The following is a 14,366-nucleotide window of genomic DNA, read 5'->3' on the forward strand; positions in this document are numbered from 1 at the left end:
CCACTTGTGACCGGCACTCAATCGGCCTAGGCTTTTGTCATGTGTGGAAAGTTTGCAGCCGGTCACCTGACGCAGCGGGAAATGCTGGCGATTACCGAGTATTTTCTCTACGGTAAGGTCTCGCCTGATCTGCCCGAGCAGCTGCCTTCGGGTGGGTACAATGTGTCTCCGACCAATCGGGTTGGCATGGTCCGTTGGGACGGCGATCAGGCCGAATTGGCTACTGCGCGCTGGCAAATCAAGGATCCGCGCAGCAAGAAGCCGATGATCAATTCGAAGATCGAAAATGTCAGCTTCTGGCAGCAATACTGGAACAAGGGGCGCTGTCTAATTCCGGCACTGGGATATTACGAGTGGCCCAAGGACCAGGGCCATGATTGCCCGGTCTACATCACGGTTCAGCGCAATGCCCCGGTGATGTTTTTTGCGGGGTTTTACAGGACTGATGACGGCAGCCATAGCTGCACTATCCTGACCCGGACACCCAGCCCGCAGATCGCGCATATTCACAACCGCATGCCAGTGATCCTGACCCCGGATGAGATCGAAAACTGGCTATCGGGCGTCACAACTGCGCAAGAGGCGCAGCAGTCGTTGGGCACGCAATACGAAGGCCGGTTTGAATATCACACCGTCAAACCCATCAAGCGCGGAGCTGAGGGCGAAGATATGATCGAGCCTTACACGCCCCCGGTCCAGACCGGGTTTGATTTCTGAAACAGCCGCAAAGTGCAGTGGGGTAATTCCAAAACAAAAAAAGGCCGCCCAATTGGACGGCCTTTCGCATTTCAACCAGATCGGGATTAGAAGCCCAGACCTTCGTATTTCTTCTTGAACTTCGACACGCGGCCGCCTGCGTCCATCAGGCGCGACGAACCACCGGTCCATGCGGGGTGCACGGAAGGGTCGATTTCCAGAGCCAGCTGGTCGCCTTCGCTGCCCCAGGTGGATTTCATCTGAACCACAGAGCCATCGGTCATTTTGACGTTGATGACGTGATAATCGGGATGGATGTCTTTTTTCATCTTTCCGCTCCTTACGCCTCGGCGCCAGCCTTGGGCTTGTAGTTGGTGACTTCTGCGATACGCGCGGATTTACCACGGCGCGAGCGCAGGTAGTAAAGTTTGGCGCGACGAACGCGGCCACGGCGGACAACGGTGATGCTGTCGATATTGGTCGAATGCAGCGGGAACACACGCTCCACGCCTTCGCCAAACGAAATCTTGCGAACGGTGAACGAACCGGCGATGCCGCTGCCACCTTTGCGCGCGATGCAGACGCCTTCATAGTTCTGCACACGGGTACGCGACCCTTCGGTCACTTTAAAGCCGACACGGATGGTGTCACCGGCTTTGAAATCGGGGATGTCTTTCCCCAGGGCGGCAATCTGTTCCGCCTCAAGCTGTGCGATCAGGTCCATCGCAGTTACTCCTATCTGCTCGTGGTTGGTCCACGAAGTTTGGGCACGGCCTGAGAGCTCTTGGTCTTCACCGGGTCCTGCGTACAGCCCGCCAGAGGTCAGATCGAATGTTCCTTTTGGTCCGGTCCGCCCTGTCGCGCCGGTGCCGAAGAAAGCTGGGCGTCACGTCAGGATGCAAACCAAAACACCGGAGTCGCATAACGCCACACCGGATTGCGCTGCTTTACGGGCTTTGTGGGCGGGGATCAAGCCTTATTCTTGGTGAAACAGGTGAGTTTTTGCCACCCGTCAAATCCACCGTTGCCTTGTTCACCAGATCAGGCATTCTGGGATCAATTATAAGAGCAGATATTTGATACAGGATCATAAGATGCGCAAAGCAATCCTGCTGGCCGTTCTGGCACTTGCACTTGTCTCATGTGGCCGCCGCGGCCCGCAACCTCAGGCGGTTGAGCCGCAGGCCTTCGCGGACACGACCCCGCCTTCGATCATCTACCCCGCCTTTGGTGACGCTGACCCGCACCCGTGGGAGGGACGTCATCCCGGCCATTACCCGGTGCATGGGCTGGATGTCTCGCGTTGGCAGGGGCCGATTGATTGGCGCACCGCGCAGAAGAACGGTGTCAGCTTTGCCTTCATCAAAGCCACCGAGGGCGGAGATTTTACCGACCCGATGTTCGACGAGCACCGACGCGGCGCACAAGCTGCCGGAGTGCCGTGGGGGGCCTATCACTATTATTATTTCTGCCGTCCGGCCCATGAACAGGCGCGTTGGTTCATCCAGAACGTGCCCAAAGGGGCCGACCTGCCGCATGTGCTGGATATGGAATGGACGCCCCATTCCAAAACCTGCACCCTGCGCCCTGATGGCCGAACCGTTCGGGCCGAGGCGCAGCGGTTCCTTGATATTCTCGAGCGCCACTATGGCCGACGCCCGATTGTCTACACGACGGTAGATTTCTACGGCGACACCGATATCGGACGACTTCCCAAAACCGAGTTCTGGCTGCGCTCGGTCGCGGGCCACCCGCGCAACGTTTATCCAGGCTCGGTCTGGCGGTTCTGGCAATACACCGGCACCGGGCTGGTGCCGGGGGTTCAGGGTAAGGTGGACATCAACACCTTCAACGGCACGCCGGAAACCTGGGCGTTGTGGAAGGCAACCCGTTAGTCTTAGTCCTTATCTTCTGATTTTCGATAGGCGTCCCACAGATCGGGCCGCCGTTCGCGGGTGATCTGTTCCGACATTTCATGACGCCAATCCGCAATGCGTCCATGGTGGCCTGACATCAGGATCTCGGGGATCGGGCGGCCTTTCCAGTCGGCGGGGCGGGTGTATTGCGGATGCTCCAATAAGCCAGAGGAAAAGCTCTCCTCCTCGGCTGAGGCCTGATTGCCCAGAACGCCCGGGATCAACCGCACGGTGGCGTCGATCAGGGCCTGCGCGGCGATTTCACCCCCGGTCATGACAAAATCACCCAAGCTGATCTCTTGCACGCCGTAATGTTCCAGCACGCGCTCATCGACGCCTTCGAAACGACCACATAGCAGTGTCATGCCATCGCAGCGAGCCAGGTTTTGCATCATTTTCTGATCCATCCGACGCCCACGCGGGCTGAGGTAGATCAACGGCCAGTTGCCCCGGATGCCCGCCATCGTATGCTCAATGGCCTCACCCAGCACATCGGCACGCAGGACCATGCCTGCACCGCCGCCCGCCGGGGTGTCATCCACATTGCGGTGCTTGCCGATCCCGAATTGGCGCAAATCCACAGTTTCCAACTGCCATAGCCCTTCTTGCAGGGCCTTGCCGGTCAGGCTTTCGCCCAGAACACCGGGGAAGGCAGATGGGAACAACGTGATGATCTTGGCCTTCCACACCCCGTGCAGATCGGGCGTCGGCGTCATCAACTCGCGCGGCTTCAACGTTGGACGGATGGCTTTGCGGCCATGGGACTTTCCGGGTTTATCTGTCATCTCGAGCCGATCAGATCATTCTGGGTGCTTTGAACCAAAGCCGTCTTTTGATCGATCAGCGCAGCATCGTCCAGATCGGATCGGTTCATTTCCAGCATCTGCTGCAAGACATCCTCGGGCAGGCGTGGGTTTGATCGGGTCGGGCCTACCAATTCGGCGGCTTTGTCCGAAGGCAGGTCAAGGAATTCAGCAAAAGTGCTTCCAAGCCCATGTCGCTGGCCCTGCAGGTCTTCCAGCCATTCGGTGCGGACCGAGACCGAGGGCAAACGGTCGCGCACAGCCGCAGCAGCAATCTGAGGCGACGTCACCGGTTCAAGCCGGGCGCGAAAGGTCTCAAAATCCTGAATCAGGCGCGATCGTTGCAGATCATGCGCCCACAGGCTGCGCAGCCAGCTTCCCCGTTGGCGCAGCGAGTAGTAGATCGTGATATGCACCTCTTCCCCGGCAAATCGGTCGCGGATCAGGCCGACAAGGCACGAGGCGAGCTCGGGCGCGGCCTCATATCCCACCGCGACATTGCGGCTGGGGCGCAGGCCCGAGAAATTCTCTTCGCTCAGAACCAGCCCACGCTTCTGGCCGAACTCCAGTGAATTCAGGAAGTGCCGCATCTGATCCTTGAAATCGCTCATCGCGCCGGGGGTGCCGTAGACGGAATAGCGTGTGGCTGCTTCGGACAGGCCTGTTTTGCGGGTCCGATAGGGCAGGACCAACGCATGGTGCGGCCAGATCAGTGACCGGTTTTCGAACAGAAAGGACTGTGCCGCCGTTGTCCCGGTCTTGTGCAGACCCAGATGCAGCAACACGCGTCGCATTACAGCAGGCCCTCAGGCGGATCAGCGATGATGCGGCCCTTGTCCAGATCTACGGTCGGAACGGATTCGAGTGTAAACGGCAGCAGCACGGTGGCCTTTAAGCCCGGCCCGTGCAGTTCCAACAGGTCTGCCGCGCCGTGATTTTGAACCGATTTCACCCGACCCAGCAGGGTGCCGCCGGTGTCATAAACCTCAAGCCCGATAAGGTCGGTGTGGTAAAACTCATCATCCGGCAGCGACGGCAATTGATCGCGCCGCGCGTAAAGGCGCAGGCCATTCAGCGCATCCGCCGCTTCCTTCGTCTCAATGCCACCCAGCCGGGCGGCAAAGCCGTTCTTGATCGCGCGGGTCAGGACTACGGGATAGCGCTCTTTACCTTCTTCGTCTGTCAGCGGCGAATAGCCTTCGATATCCTCGGGGACGGCACAGAAACTTTTCAGCCGCACCTCGCCGCGCACCCCATACGAGCCCGCGATGCTGCCTACGCAGATCAGATCACTCATTTCGACCATCCGTCACACATAGCCCGTCCCGCCATTGTCCGATCACCTCGCACGCCTCGCGCTGGTTCGAGCGTTCGAAGAATACGCCCACAATAAATGCGATCGCCAGCAGGATGGGAAGCCGTAACAAACCGAACATGACTAACGCACCTCGATCGGCAGAGAGGTGTCTCTGCATTCCCAGCCGACCTGCTCCAGTTCCGGCGTATCGGATTGGGCCTCGGGCCAGCCCAAGCAGAAATATCCGATCAACCGCCAGTCCTCGGGGACATCCAGATCGCGCACCATCTGGTCCGGGTCGAGGATCGAGACCCAGCCTAGGCCCAAGCCTTCTGCCCGCAAGGCAAGCCAGAAGAGCGTGATGGCTGAGACGACGGAATAACGCCGCATTTCGGGCATAGTGCCTGCGCCGAGACCTTGACCTTTGTCGGTGGCATCGTCGCAAAACACAGCCAGCTGCACCGGAGCTTCTTTCATCCCGGACAGTTTCAACTGGCTGTACAGCTGCGCCTTTTCGCCGGAATACCCGCTCAGCGCCCGCTCGTTGGCCGCTTGGAAATTCTTCAGCGCCGCGTCGCGCGCGGCCTGACTTTCGATGCGGATCACGCGCCAGGGTTCGCTGAGCCCAACAGAAGGGGCCAGTCGAAACGCGTCGAGGCAGCGCGTAAGCACTGCCTCGTCAATTGCATCGGTGCGAAACCGGCGCACATCACGCCGGAGCCGCATCAACAGATCGAACTGCGTGCGAAAATCGTCGGAAAAGGCCTGATCCTGCACGCGCCCGACTGCTTATTCTTCTACAGCAGCTTCTTCAGCCGGTGCAGCAGCCGCTTCGGCAGCTTCAGCAGCCTTGGCAGCTTTCTCTTCCGCGCGTTCCTGAGCTTTCTTGCCCGGAGTACCCTTGTTGGGGTTGTTGCGCTCGGCCTTGTCACGGGCGCCGGCAGCTTCCAGCATACGTGCGATCCGGTCGGTGGGCTGTGCGCCCTGATCCAGCCAGTACTGGATGCGCTCCATGTTCATTTTCACGCGCTCTTCGCTGTCTTTCGGCAGCAGCGGGTTGTAGGTGCCCAGTTTTTCGATGAAACGACCATCGCGCGGCATACGGCTATCAGCCGCAACAATGCGATAGAAGGGACGCTTTTTCGAGCCGCCGCGGGCGAGACGAATTTTCATTGCCATGGTGGTATCTCCTTTGAATGGCGTATCCGGTGCTAGACCGGCTTAGTTCTGGTGTTTCTTGTGGTGTCGGATGACTTCCTGAATGATGAAATTCAGAAAAGCCTTGGCGAAATCGGGGTCCAGATCGGCCTCTTTCGCCAGGTCTTCTAACCGTGCGATCTGCGCAGCCTCGCGCGACGGATCGGACGGGGGAAGGTCGTGTGCGGCCTTGAGCTTGCCAACGGCCTGCGTGTGCTTGAACCGCTCGCCCAGCGTGTAGACAAGGATCGCATCCAGCCGGTCGATGCTTTCTCGATGGTCTTTCAACAGCGCAGCAGCCTGTGTCACGGGGTTGTTCATTGGCCGGTCCTTTCGGTGGTCAAATCAATCTGCGGATGACGCCAGATCTGAGCGTGCTTGCCCAAAAGCTCGGCTCTCTCAATCTCCAGCGTTGCGCCCAGCCGTTCGGCCAGCGCGCGCGAGCGATCATTGGCATGGGCGATGTAAGAAATCACACCGTTAAGCCCCTGATGCCGCGCTGCATAGTCGCGTGCAGCCGCGGCGGCCTCAAAGCCCAGACCTTTGCCTTCGGCCTCGGCCATCAGCGTCCAGCCCAGCTCGGGCTCCGCCCAGTCGGGTACGTAGATCATGCCTGCCCATCCCACGAATGCGCCGCTGGCCTTTTCAGTCAGATGCCACAGACCATAACCGCGCAGCGCCCAATGACCCAATCTGTTCGAAAGAGAGCTCCAGCTTCCAAGCGCGTCCTTGGGACCACCAACCATATGGCTGCGCTCGGTCGCGTAGAACGCGGTCATCGCAGGCAGATCGTCCAGATGCGGCGCGCGAAGGATCAGGCGATCGGTTTCGACGGTGGGTATAGTGAACGAGGTCATGCATATGCCTCCACGCCACCATTTACCAGATCGGCAGGCGCAGAATGACGCCAGACCTGCATCGCCCCGAAAGCCGGGTGTTCGAACATATATTCAAACTGCGCGCCCAGCCGTTCCGCGACAGCCTTGCTGCCCAGATTATCCGGATCGATCAGCGAGATTGCGGTTTCCCAGCCCAGCACGTCATAGGCATGTGCACGTGCAGCCAGTGCCGCTTCGGTCGCATAACCCTTGCCGGTGGCGTGGTTCATAAGCGTCCAGCCAATTTCGGGCTCGGGCCAGCCGTGAGGGTTCCACAAGCCAACATGGCCTACATAGGTGCCGGTGTCTTTTTCCTCGACACCCCAGAAGCCATATCCCCGCATCGCCCAGTGGCCTAATAGCATCGCAACAGCGCGCCATGTCTCATCCGGGCGTTTCGGGCCGCCGACGAATTTCGAGGCGTCGCTGGCAAAAAACTCTGCCTCAGCCTCAAAATCGGCCTCGCAGGGGGCCCGCATGATCAGGCGTTCGGTTTCCAGCGTTGGTATGGCCATGGCAAGTGTCATGCCTGCACCTCGCCGTATCGCCAGACATGCTGGGTTGGACCAAAGGCGCTTTCGGCAACGGCGTCGCGCGTTGCACCCAGACGCTGAGCCAAAGCGTTCGAACGAGCGTTGGACTGCGAAACGTAGCTTACGAACTGGCCGGACCCGAGCAGATCAAGCCCAAAATCGCGAACGGCGCTGCACGCTTCGGTCGCGTAACCTTGCATGCGGAACTTGCTATCGAACATATAGCCAAGCTCGGGCTCCTGATCGTCCCATTCGAGACCCAGAATGACAAAGCCAATGACCTGATCGTCTTCCTTAAGCGTGACCGTGAACAGGCCATGCCCATGCAAAAGCCAGCCCGATGTGTAGTAGGAAAACTCAGTCCAGGCGTCCTGTTCGGTATCGCCAAAGCTGTCCTTGCAGATTGACGTCCATACCGGCAGGTCGTCCAGAGTGGGCGCACGCAGAACCAGCCGCCGGGTCTCAATGACCGGCAGGGCCGCGCGATACTGCGCTGCTGCCATCGCCGCCTTTCCGGACGGGGGCTGGGTGCAGCGTGCTGACGTCACTTTTTCTTTCCAAAACCGCTCAACCCCGGGGGCAGGCCCATGCCGCCACCCATTCCGGGCAGACCGCCGGGCATCTTGCCGCCCATCGCTTTGGCGGCTTGTTCCAGCGCCTTGGGGTCCATGCCTGCAGCCATTTCCTCGGGGCTTGGGCCACCTTTGCCGAACATGCCTTTCATGGCCTGTTTCAGCATCTTGCCTTTGCCCATCTTGCCCATCTTTTTCATCATGTCGGACATCTGCCGGTGCATCTTGAGCAGCTTGTTGAGGTCGCTGACCTCCATACCCGAACCGGCGGCGATGCGTTTCTTGCGGCTGGCTTGCAGCAGTTGCGGGTTGGCGCGTTCGCGTTTGGTCATCGACTGGATCAGCGCGATTTGCTGGCGCAGGATTTTATCGTCCAGACCGGCCTGATCCATCTGCTTGGCCATCTTGTTCATGCCCGGCATCATGCCCATCATGCCCTGCATGCCGCCCATCTGGATCATCTGCTCCAGCTGCATTTTCAGGTCGTTCATGTTGAACTGACCTTTGACCATGCGCTTCATCATGCGCTCGGTCTGTTCCATCTCCATCGTTTCCTGGGCTTTTTCGACCAGAGCAACGATGTCGCCCATGCCCAGAATACGACCGGCGATCCGGTCCGGCTCGAAGGTTTCGAGCGCGTCCATCTTCTCGCCCAGACCAACAAAGCGGATCGGCTTGCCGGTGACCGCGCGCATCGACAGCGCCGCACCGCCGCGCCCGTCACCGTCCATACGGGTCAGGACCACGCCCGAGATGCCGACCTTGGCATCAAACTCTTCGGCCACTTCAACAGCGACCTGACCGGTCAGGCCGTCGACCACCAGCAGCGTCTCGCGCGGGTCGACCACGTTACGAACCTGCTCGACCTCGTCCATCAGGACTTCGTCGATATGCAGACGGCCCGCGGTGTCGAGCATATAGACGTCATAGCCGCCGAGCGTTGCCTGTTGCTTGGCGCGCTTGGCGATATCAACCGGCGTCTGACCGGGTACGATCGGCAGCGTATCTACACCAACCTGCGTGCCCAGAACCGCAAGCTGATCCATCGCCGCTGGGCGATAGACGTCCAGCGAGGCCATCAGGACCTTCTTGCCCTCTTTCTCTTTCAGGCGTTTCGCCAGCTTACCGGTGGTGGTTGTCTTACCGGAACCCTGCAGGCCGACCATCAGGATCGGGGCAGGCGGGTTGTCGATCTTCAGCGCACCGGGGTCTTCTTCGCCGCGCAGTGTATCGACCAACGCGTCGTGCACGATCTTAACGACCTGCTGGCCGGGCGTGATCGATTTGGTGACAGCTTGTCCGGTCGCCTGTTCCTGTACTTTCTTGACAAACTCGCGCGCCACCGGCAGCGAGACGTCGGCCTCAAGCAGGGCAACGCGGACTTCGCGCAGGGCGGTTTTCACGTCTTCTTCAGACAGGGCACCCTGTTTGGTCAGCCGGTCAAAGACGCCGGAAAGGCGTTCGGATAGATTTTCAAACATGCCTTCGGCCTCCTTAGCCGGTTATCTGGTGGCGTGCCCTAGATAGGACGCGTCGGTTAAATGCACAAACGCCCCCACGGGCGAAACTCGCTGGTGGGGGGCGATCCCTGAACGACTCAAGGGACCGGAAGATCAAACGCTTCCGGATGTTGGCGGCGATTTAGGCCGATTGGCTGGCAGAGTCAACCTTGCGTGCCGGAAGCCAATCGTTGACCGCATCCACCAGCCGATGCGCACCGCGCCCGCTGGAATAAGCCTCGACAATGGGATGCCGCCCGGCGCTCATGCCTTCATCCAGTATCAGGACAGGGCGATAGAGGGTCGATGTGCCATTGTCGTTACGCGAGGTCGTGCTTTCGGTTTCCGCGTGCGAGAGGTGCGAGAGCTCATGTTCCACGGCATCATATCCAAAGACTGACTGTCTGCGGATCAGGATGCTGTTATTATTGCGATCCAGTATGACCTGCACGCGGCGGACAAAGGCGCAAAACGCACCAAAACCCATGCCTCCGCCGAATAGTGCGAAGAAAATGCCGAACAAGATACCCTCGCCACCTTCACTGGCCAAGAAGACGCCCGCGCCGACAAATGCCAGAATGAAGAAAACCAGCGTGATGCCGATGAACCATGGCGTATTGGACAGGATCAGTTGGCTCGGAGTGTTACGCGTGACTTTCATGGCGGCACGCTAGCACCGAATGCCGCGCCTGTCGTGGCTTGAATTTACCTGTCGGTTGGGCGATGAGCGCGCCATACGAGGAGGTTTCCATGGACGCATCATCTGCCTTTCAGGATACGTTGCCGCTCAGCTCAGATGCGCTTTTGGCGCAGTTGGATGAATTGGGGCTGCCCTATCGGTTGCATACTCATATCCCGCTGCGCACCGTTGAGGATGCAAAGGGGGTGGAAAGCCAGTTCATGGTGCCGGGTGAAAACACACTGCGGCTCAAGAACCTGTATCTGCGCGACAAGAAAAAGCGGAATTATCTGGTGACGCTGGAACAGAGCCGCGAGATCGACCTTAAGGCGCTGGGCACGGAGTTAGGGATTGGCAACCTGTCTTTTGGCTCGGCGGATCGGCTGTTTCAGAACCTCGGCATTCGCCCCGGCGCGGTCAGTCCGCTGGCGATGATCAACGGCGTTGAGAACAACGTTAAGTTCTTCATGGACGCCGCTGCGCAACAGGCCGACGTCATCAACATGCACCCTTTGGTCAACGACCGAACCGTCGTTTTGTCGCGCGAAGACCTGATGGTGTTCTTTGATAAGATCGGGTGCGAGATAAACTGGCTGCCGTGATCACCCCTCAAGCGCTTCGTTCAATGCGGCAGCGACATGGGCGGCAGAGGGGTTGACGAACAGGTGACCGTCCGCCTCGAACACCGGATCGTCCAGATGATCGGGGAAGGCCAGAGGCAACTCGGTACACGCCAGCAAGATCGCCGTTCCGGGTGCGGCGTGTTTGTTGCAGAAGGCCAGCAGGCGCGCATGTGCGGTGTCGGATGCGCCGCCGTAGAAATCACTGTCGATCATCGCCTGCATCTCGGCGATCTCAGGCTCGGGCAGGCGTGTGTTTGCCGTGATACCCTCGGCGGCCAGCCGGTCGGCATAGTTTGTGGCCTGCATGGTGACTGCGGTTCCAAGGACCAAAGCATTGGTGGCACCGGTCGAGGCGGTCGCGTCGGCGGTTGCGTCAAAAATGCTGAGAATAGGCATGGAGACGCCTTCGCGGATCGCGTGAAGCCGCGCGTGTGGCGTATTGGAGGCGATGATGCCGAAATCGCAGCCTGCGTGTTCCAAAGTCAGCAGCGCTTCGCGGAACACTGCGTCGAAAGCGGCCCAGCTGTCTTCGTCACCGGCCACGCCGCGCAAGGCGCGGGTTTTGGCTTGGGTGACGGATTCGATGGTCATGGGTGGGATGGGCAGCGGCGATCCGTGGCCGCGTTCAGCAAAATACCGACCCGCGCCTTCAGCGATCGCCCGGTAGTAGTCGACAGTTGAGGCCCAGCCAACACCGCCCAATATTCCAATCTTCTTCATGTGAAACGCCCAGTCTGCCGATTTGCCTCGGCGCAGACTGGACGGTTCAAGGGGGCAGGTCAATCAGGCCGCCAGTTCGGTGACAGCTTTCTGCGCATTGGACAGGGTTGTTTCGGGGTCCAGTGCCATGCGATCTGCGGCGATGACCTCGACATCATGGATGCCGATGAAGCCCAGAACATGGCGCGCATAGGTGGTGGCAAAGTCGATTTCGGAGCCCACCGCCGTACCGCCCGATGCAACAGCAAGGATGGCGCGTTTGCCTTCCAGCAGACCTTTCGGTCCTTCTTCGGAATAGGAAAATGTCAGACCGGCACGGGCGACCAGATCAATCCAGGCCTTGAACGCCGCCGGGACCGAGAAGTTGTAGATCGGCAGGCCGATGACGATCGTGTCGGCCTTTTGTAACTCGGACACCAATTCGTCCGACAGGGCCAGCAGGTCTTTCTGTACCGCGTCACGCTGGTCGGCGGGGGTGAAATTGGCGCCGATCCAGTCCTCGGTCAGCAGGGGCAGGGGAGTGGCCAGATCGCGGCGGATGATACGCCCGGCGTTCAAGTGGCGAACCACGCGGTCGGACAGATCGCGGGTGGCAGATCCAGTGCGGCGGGCCGAGGCGTCGATATGCAGGATGGTTTTGGTCATTTCTGGGTGTCCTTTGTTGCGGAATTACCTTCTGTTGCCCCAATATGGCTGTTGCGTGCATGAACAAAACTCGGATATATCAACAAGCATTGTTAGAATTTGCACATTGGATCAGATGCAATGGACAATTGGGATGAAGTGAGAACCGCCTATCAGGTGGCGCGCATGGGAACGGTCAGCGGCGCGGCGGATGTGCTGGGTGTGCACCATGCCACCGTGATCCGCCATATCGATGCGATCGAGGCACGGCTGGGCGTCAAACTATTCCAGCGTCACGCGCGTGGGTACACACCAACCGAAGCGGGTGAGGACCTGTTGCGGGTCGCGCAGGCAACCGAAGATCAATTCAACCAGTTGGTCGGTCGCATGAAGGGGCGCGGAGACGATGTCTCGGGCGAGATCGTGGTCACCTCACTGGCCTCACTGGCCCCGCTCATCGTACCGACGCTGACCGAGTTCCAGCAGACCCACCCGGGATTGATCGTGCGCTATCTGACCGGCGACCGCCTGTTCCGGTTGGAATATGGCGAGGCGCATGTGGCGATCCGCGCCGGGGCCGCGCCGGATCAACCGGACAATGTGGTGCAGCCGTTCATTCCACAAGAGGTCGGACTATTCGCTAGCAAGGCCTATCTCGCGCGCCACGGCAAACCCGCGGACGTTGCAGATTTCGCCAATCACCACTTCGTCGGCAATGATGACGAAAACAGCCGCGCGCCGTTTTCCCGCTGGCTGCGTGCCAACGCGCCGGAGCAGGCGATCACTTTCCGCTGCACCAATAATTTCTGTATGCGAGAGGCTGTTCTGGCCGGTGCAGGCATCGGCTTTATGGCCCGTTGGGAGGCCGCGCGCGATCCCGATCTGGTCGAGGTGATGGCACCGTTACCCGAGTGGTCTGGCAAGCTTTGGTTGGTGACTCATGTGGATCTGCACCGGACCACTAAGGTGCAGGCTTTCCTATCCTTCCTGAAAGATCAATCCAAGGGCTGGCTGCCGTGACGCCGCAGGCGCGCGGCCATCTGGCCATGCTGACATTCTCGGCTTTGGTGGCGGGCAGTTTCTCGCTTGGCTCAATGGCGGCAAATGAGATCGCACCGTCGGCGATCACGGCAGCGCGCTTTGCGATTGCGGCGGTTGTGATCGGCATCGCTGCGATTGCCACAACGGGCATTCCGCGCAGCGCGGCTCGGGCACCATGGCGCTATCTGGTTCTTGGCGGATTGTTCGGAGCCTACTTTGTCCTGATGTTCTACGGATTGAAAACCGCTCCCCCGGTCAGCGCGGCGGCGGTCTTTACGCTGACCCCGGTCATGTCGGCGCTGGCCGGGTGGGTGCTGCTGCGCCAGATCACCACCCCACGCATGGCGCTGGCCCTGACGGTCGGTGCGGTCGGTGCGCTGTGGGTGATCTTCAGAGCGGATTGGCAAGCCTTTCAGGTCTTCGAGATCGGAGGCGGCGAGATCATCTATTTCTGGGGTTGCGCCGCGCACGCCGTCTATACGCCGATGATACGGCGATTGAACCGGGGCGAGCCTGCGGTGGTGTTCACCTTCGGTACGTTGGTTGCGGGGTGTTTGATCCTGACGGTCTGGGGCTGGTCCGATATACGTGCAGTAGATTGGGGCAACCTTCCCGGGATTGTCTGGGTGACGCTGCTTTATATCTCGTTGTTTGCGACCGCCGCCAGTTTTGTACTGGTTCAGTTTGCAGCCCTGCGTTTGCCCGCGGCAAAGGTCATGGCCTACACTTACCTGACGCCCAGCTGGGTGATCCTGTGGGAAATCGCCCTGGGACGTCCTGCGCCGACGGCATTGGTGTTGGTTGGTGCCGGGCTCACCGCTGTTGCGCTGTTGTTGCTGCTGAAAGGAGAAGACGCGCCTGCAAACACTCCGGTGCGCTCGAATTGAAGCTTGTGATTTCTACCTGATGTGGCAGCCTGCCTGTCACCACCAAGGAGCTGGGCCATGAAAACACTTTCACTTTTCCCCGTACTGCTGGCGCTGTCCGCCTGTGCCCCCGTTGGCGCGAAAGACGCTGCAGAGGCGGATCTGCAAGCCAGCTGCGAAGCTCTGGTGGGCGCCGAAACCGGCACAGGGCCTGATGGTGTCAAAGCGATGTCGACCCAGTCCAGCCCGACAGGCTCGGTCACCAGCGTATTCGTGGCAGGGGCCGAGGCTCCGTGGCTCTGTCGTGCCGACCCAACGGGGGTTGTGACCGGGGTGGAATATAGCCGCGAGGGCTGAGCCTGCCGTTTGGATCGTCCCGACGGGTCAGACTGACGAACCGCCCGGGTCGACATATCTCAGGA

General features: G+C 59.8%; 22 protein-coding genes. 6 read left to right on the top strand and 16 right to left on the bottom strand.

The genetic code is table 11. The features are described 5' to 3' along the window. Positions 1-39 precede the first annotated feature (39 nt). The gene (locus AC1DFB_RS00215; RefSeq protein WP_480921867.1) at positions 40-717 is read left to right on the top strand and encodes an SOS response-associated peptidase; all 678 of its coding nucleotides are present in this window, start codon (positions 40-42) and stop codon (positions 715-717) included. Positions 718-803: 86 nt separating this feature from the next. On the opposite strand, the gene rpmE is transcribed toward AC1DFB_RS00215, so the two are convergent. Further along, positions 804-1,025, bottom strand: coding sequence for a 50S ribosomal protein L31 (gene rpmE, locus AC1DFB_RS00220; protein ID WP_170392669.1), 222 nt, complete (start codon positions 1,023-1,025; stop codon positions 804-806). Positions 1,026-1,036: 11 nt separating this feature from the next. After that, positions 1,037-1,420, bottom strand: a complete 384-nt coding sequence (gene rplS, locus AC1DFB_RS00225) for a 50S ribosomal protein L19 (protein WP_170328369.1) — start codon at positions 1,418-1,420, stop codon at positions 1,037-1,039. Positions 1,421-1,790: 370 nt separating this feature from the next. Between rplS and AC1DFB_RS00230 the strand changes: the two genes are divergently transcribed. Continuing rightward, entirely contained in the window at positions 1,791-2,591 is an 801-nt protein-coding gene (locus tag AC1DFB_RS00230) for a glycoside hydrolase family 25 protein (protein ID WP_480763898.1), read from the top strand. A 2-nt stretch (positions 2,592-2,593) separates the two neighbouring features. Here the strand turns inward: AC1DFB_RS00230 and trmD are convergent, their stop codons facing one another. The 12 genes from trmD to AC1DFB_RS00290 form a co-directional block, all read right to left on the bottom strand. Beyond that, positions 2,594-3,397 carry a tRNA (guanosine(37)-N1)-methyltransferase TrmD gene (trmD, locus tag AC1DFB_RS00235; RefSeq protein WP_170802229.1) on the bottom strand — a complete coding sequence of 268 codons (804 nt, stop codon included), beginning with the start codon at positions 3,395-3,397 and terminating at the stop codon, positions 2,594-2,596. After that, positions 3,394-4,209 (bottom strand): hypothetical protein, encoded by an 816-nt coding sequence (locus AC1DFB_RS00240; protein ID WP_480921868.1) that lies wholly within the window; start codon positions 4,207-4,209, stop codon positions 3,394-3,396. The genes trmD and AC1DFB_RS00240 overlap by 4 nt, the downstream gene beginning before the upstream one ends. Then, positions 4,209-4,712, bottom strand: a complete 504-nt coding sequence (rimM, locus tag AC1DFB_RS00245; protein ID WP_170392665.1) for a ribosome maturation factor RimM — start codon at positions 4,710-4,712, stop codon at positions 4,209-4,211. The genes AC1DFB_RS00240 and rimM overlap by 1 nt, the downstream gene beginning before the upstream one ends. After that, positions 4,705-4,851, bottom strand: coding sequence for a hypothetical protein (locus AC1DFB_RS00250; protein WP_170392664.1), 147 nt, complete (start codon positions 4,849-4,851; stop codon positions 4,705-4,707). The genes rimM and AC1DFB_RS00250 overlap by 8 nt, the downstream gene beginning before the upstream one ends. 2 nt (positions 4,852-4,853) lie before the next feature. Then, entirely contained in the window at positions 4,854-5,489 is a 636-nt protein-coding gene (gene bluB, locus AC1DFB_RS00255; protein WP_170402403.1) for a 5,6-dimethylbenzimidazole synthase, read from the bottom strand. Positions 5,490-5,501: 12 nt separating this feature from the next. Continuing rightward, the gene (gene rpsP / locus AC1DFB_RS00260) at positions 5,502-5,891 is read right to left on the bottom strand and encodes a 30S ribosomal protein S16 (protein ID WP_480616289.1); all 390 of its coding nucleotides are present in this window, start codon (positions 5,889-5,891) and stop codon (positions 5,502-5,504) included. Positions 5,892-5,933: 42 nt separating this feature from the next. After that, entirely contained in the window at positions 5,934-6,230 is a 297-nt protein-coding gene (locus tag AC1DFB_RS00265; RefSeq protein WP_170392662.1) for a chorismate mutase, read from the bottom strand. Next, complete coding sequence (locus AC1DFB_RS00270) at positions 6,227-6,766, bottom strand: GNAT family N-acetyltransferase (protein WP_480921869.1); 540 nt, start codon at positions 6,764-6,766, stop codon at positions 6,227-6,229. Before AC1DFB_RS00270 ends, AC1DFB_RS00265 begins: the two co-directional genes overlap by 4 nt. Next, positions 6,763-7,314, bottom strand: a complete 552-nt coding sequence (locus tag AC1DFB_RS00275; protein ID WP_170402397.1) for a GNAT family N-acetyltransferase — start codon at positions 7,312-7,314, stop codon at positions 6,763-6,765. Before AC1DFB_RS00275 ends, AC1DFB_RS00270 begins: the two co-directional genes overlap by 4 nt. After that, positions 7,311-7,823: a GNAT family N-acetyltransferase gene (locus AC1DFB_RS00280; protein WP_170662927.1), complete on the bottom strand. Its 513-nt coding sequence runs from the start codon at positions 7,821-7,823 to the stop codon at positions 7,311-7,313. Before AC1DFB_RS00280 ends, AC1DFB_RS00275 begins: the two co-directional genes overlap by 4 nt. 41 nt (positions 7,824-7,864) lie before the next feature. Continuing rightward, positions 7,865-9,373, bottom strand: a complete 1,509-nt coding sequence (gene ffh / locus AC1DFB_RS00285; protein WP_170565125.1) for a signal recognition particle protein — start codon at positions 9,371-9,373, stop codon at positions 7,865-7,867. 160 nt (positions 9,374-9,533) lie between these two features. Beyond that, positions 9,534-10,052 carry a hypothetical protein gene (locus AC1DFB_RS00290; RefSeq protein WP_480921870.1) on the bottom strand — a complete coding sequence of 173 codons (519 nt, stop codon included), beginning with the start codon at positions 10,050-10,052 and terminating at the stop codon, positions 9,534-9,536. An 89-nt stretch (positions 10,053-10,141) separates the two neighbouring features. Here AC1DFB_RS00290 and AC1DFB_RS00295 point away from each other — a divergent pair, with 89 nt between their 5' ends. After that, positions 10,142-10,672 carry a prolyl-tRNA synthetase associated domain-containing protein gene (locus AC1DFB_RS00295; RefSeq protein WP_480921871.1) on the top strand — a complete coding sequence of 177 codons (531 nt, stop codon included), beginning with the start codon at positions 10,142-10,144 and terminating at the stop codon, positions 10,670-10,672. Here the strand turns inward: AC1DFB_RS00295 and AC1DFB_RS00300 are convergent, their stop codons facing one another. Both AC1DFB_RS00300 and AC1DFB_RS00305 read right to left on the bottom strand, forming a co-directional pair. Beyond that, the gene (locus tag AC1DFB_RS00300; protein WP_480921872.1) at positions 10,673-11,413 is read right to left on the bottom strand and encodes an aspartate/glutamate racemase family protein; all 741 of its coding nucleotides are present in this window, start codon (positions 11,411-11,413) and stop codon (positions 10,673-10,675) included. 63 nt (positions 11,414-11,476) lie between these two features. After that, on the bottom strand, positions 11,477-12,058 hold the full coding sequence (locus tag AC1DFB_RS00305; protein WP_170802236.1) for an NAD(P)H-dependent oxidoreductase: 582 nt from the start codon (positions 12,056-12,058) through the stop codon (positions 11,477-11,479). A 120-nt stretch (positions 12,059-12,178) separates the two neighbouring features. On the opposite strand from AC1DFB_RS00305, the gene AC1DFB_RS00310 reads away from it, so the two are divergent. Genes AC1DFB_RS00310 through AC1DFB_RS00320 form a run of 3 tightly spaced genes read left to right on the top strand, consistent with a single transcriptional unit; the run spans position 12,179 to position 14,301 of the window. Further along, positions 12,179-13,057 carry a LysR family transcriptional regulator gene (locus AC1DFB_RS00310; protein ID WP_170513380.1) on the top strand — a complete coding sequence of 293 codons (879 nt, stop codon included), beginning with the start codon at positions 12,179-12,181 and terminating at the stop codon, positions 13,055-13,057. Continuing rightward, the gene (locus AC1DFB_RS00315; RefSeq protein WP_170392652.1) at positions 13,054-13,965 is read left to right on the top strand and encodes a DMT family transporter; all 912 of its coding nucleotides are present in this window, start codon (positions 13,054-13,056) and stop codon (positions 13,963-13,965) included. The genes AC1DFB_RS00310 and AC1DFB_RS00315 overlap by 4 nt, the downstream gene beginning before the upstream one ends. Before the next feature lie 57 nt (positions 13,966-14,022). Continuing rightward, positions 14,023-14,301 carry a hypothetical protein gene (locus AC1DFB_RS00320; protein ID WP_480921873.1) on the top strand — a complete coding sequence of 93 codons (279 nt, stop codon included), beginning with the start codon at positions 14,023-14,025 and terminating at the stop codon, positions 14,299-14,301. Positions 14,302-14,366: the final 65 nt, after the last annotated feature.

This window comes from Ruegeria sp. S84 (assembly GCF_056583445.1).

What these genes read in the sequence shown, in the direction of transcription:
- rimM (WP_170392665.1), bottom strand. Translation starts at nt 4,712, where the DNA reads ATGAGTGATCTGATCTGCGTAGGCAGCATCGCGGGCTCGTATGGGGTG.
- AC1DFB_RS00300 (WP_480921872.1), bottom strand. Translation starts at nt 11,413, where the DNA reads ATGAAGAAGATTGGAATATTGGGCGGTGTTGGCTGGGCCTCAACTGTC.
- AC1DFB_RS00320 (WP_480921873.1), top strand. Translation starts at nt 14,023, where the DNA reads ATGAAAACACTTTCACTTTTCCCCGTACTGCTGGCGCTGTCCGCCTGT.
- rpmE (WP_170392669.1), bottom strand. Translation starts at nt 1,025, where the DNA reads ATGAAAAAAGACATCCATCCCGATTATCACGTCATCAACGTCAAAATG.
- ffh (WP_170565125.1), bottom strand. Translation starts at nt 9,373, where the DNA reads ATGTTTGAAAATCTATCCGAACGCCTTTCCGGCGTCTTTGACCGGCTG.
- AC1DFB_RS00230 (WP_480763898.1), top strand. Translation starts at nt 1,791, where the DNA reads ATGCGCAAAGCAATCCTGCTGGCCGTTCTGGCACTTGCACTTGTCTCA.
- AC1DFB_RS00270 (WP_480921869.1), bottom strand. Translation starts at nt 6,766, where the DNA reads ATGACCTCGTTCACTATACCCACCGTCGAAACCGATCGCCTGATCCTT.
- rpsP (WP_480616289.1), bottom strand. Translation starts at nt 5,891, where the DNA reads ATGGCAATGAAAATTCGTCTCGCCCGCGGCGGCTCGAAAAAGCGTCCC.
- AC1DFB_RS00240 (WP_480921868.1), bottom strand. Translation starts at nt 4,209, where the DNA reads ATGCGACGCGTGTTGCTGCATCTGGGTCTGCACAAGACCGGGACAACG.
- AC1DFB_RS00305 (WP_170802236.1), bottom strand. Translation starts at nt 12,058, where the DNA reads ATGACCAAAACCATCCTGCATATCGACGCCTCGGCCCGCCGCACTGGA.
- AC1DFB_RS00265 (WP_170392662.1), bottom strand. Translation starts at nt 6,230, where the DNA reads ATGAACAACCCCGTGACACAGGCTGCTGCGCTGTTGAAAGACCATCGA.
- AC1DFB_RS00275 (WP_170402397.1), bottom strand. Translation starts at nt 7,314, where the DNA reads ATGACACTTGCCATGGCCATACCAACGCTGGAAACCGAACGCCTGATC.
- AC1DFB_RS00295 (WP_480921871.1), top strand. Translation starts at nt 10,142, where the DNA reads ATGGACGCATCATCTGCCTTTCAGGATACGTTGCCGCTCAGCTCAGAT.
- AC1DFB_RS00290 (WP_480921870.1), bottom strand. Translation starts at nt 10,052, where the DNA reads ATGAAAGTCACGCGTAACACTCCGAGCCAACTGATCCTGTCCAATACG.
- AC1DFB_RS00215 (WP_480921867.1), top strand. Translation starts at nt 40, where the DNA reads ATGTGTGGAAAGTTTGCAGCCGGTCACCTGACGCAGCGGGAAATGCTG.
- AC1DFB_RS00250 (WP_170392664.1), bottom strand. Translation starts at nt 4,851, where the DNA reads ATGTTCGGTTTGTTACGGCTTCCCATCCTGCTGGCGATCGCATTTATT.
- rplS (WP_170328369.1), bottom strand. Translation starts at nt 1,420, where the DNA reads ATGGACCTGATCGCACAGCTTGAGGCGGAACAGATTGCCGCCCTGGGG.
- AC1DFB_RS00310 (WP_170513380.1), top strand. Translation starts at nt 12,179, where the DNA reads ATGGACAATTGGGATGAAGTGAGAACCGCCTATCAGGTGGCGCGCATG.
- trmD (WP_170802229.1), bottom strand. Translation starts at nt 3,397, where the DNA reads ATGACAGATAAACCCGGAAAGTCCCATGGCCGCAAAGCCATCCGTCCA.
- AC1DFB_RS00280 (WP_170662927.1), bottom strand. Translation starts at nt 7,823, where the DNA reads ATGGCAGCAGCGCAGTATCGCGCGGCCCTGCCGGTCATTGAGACCCGG.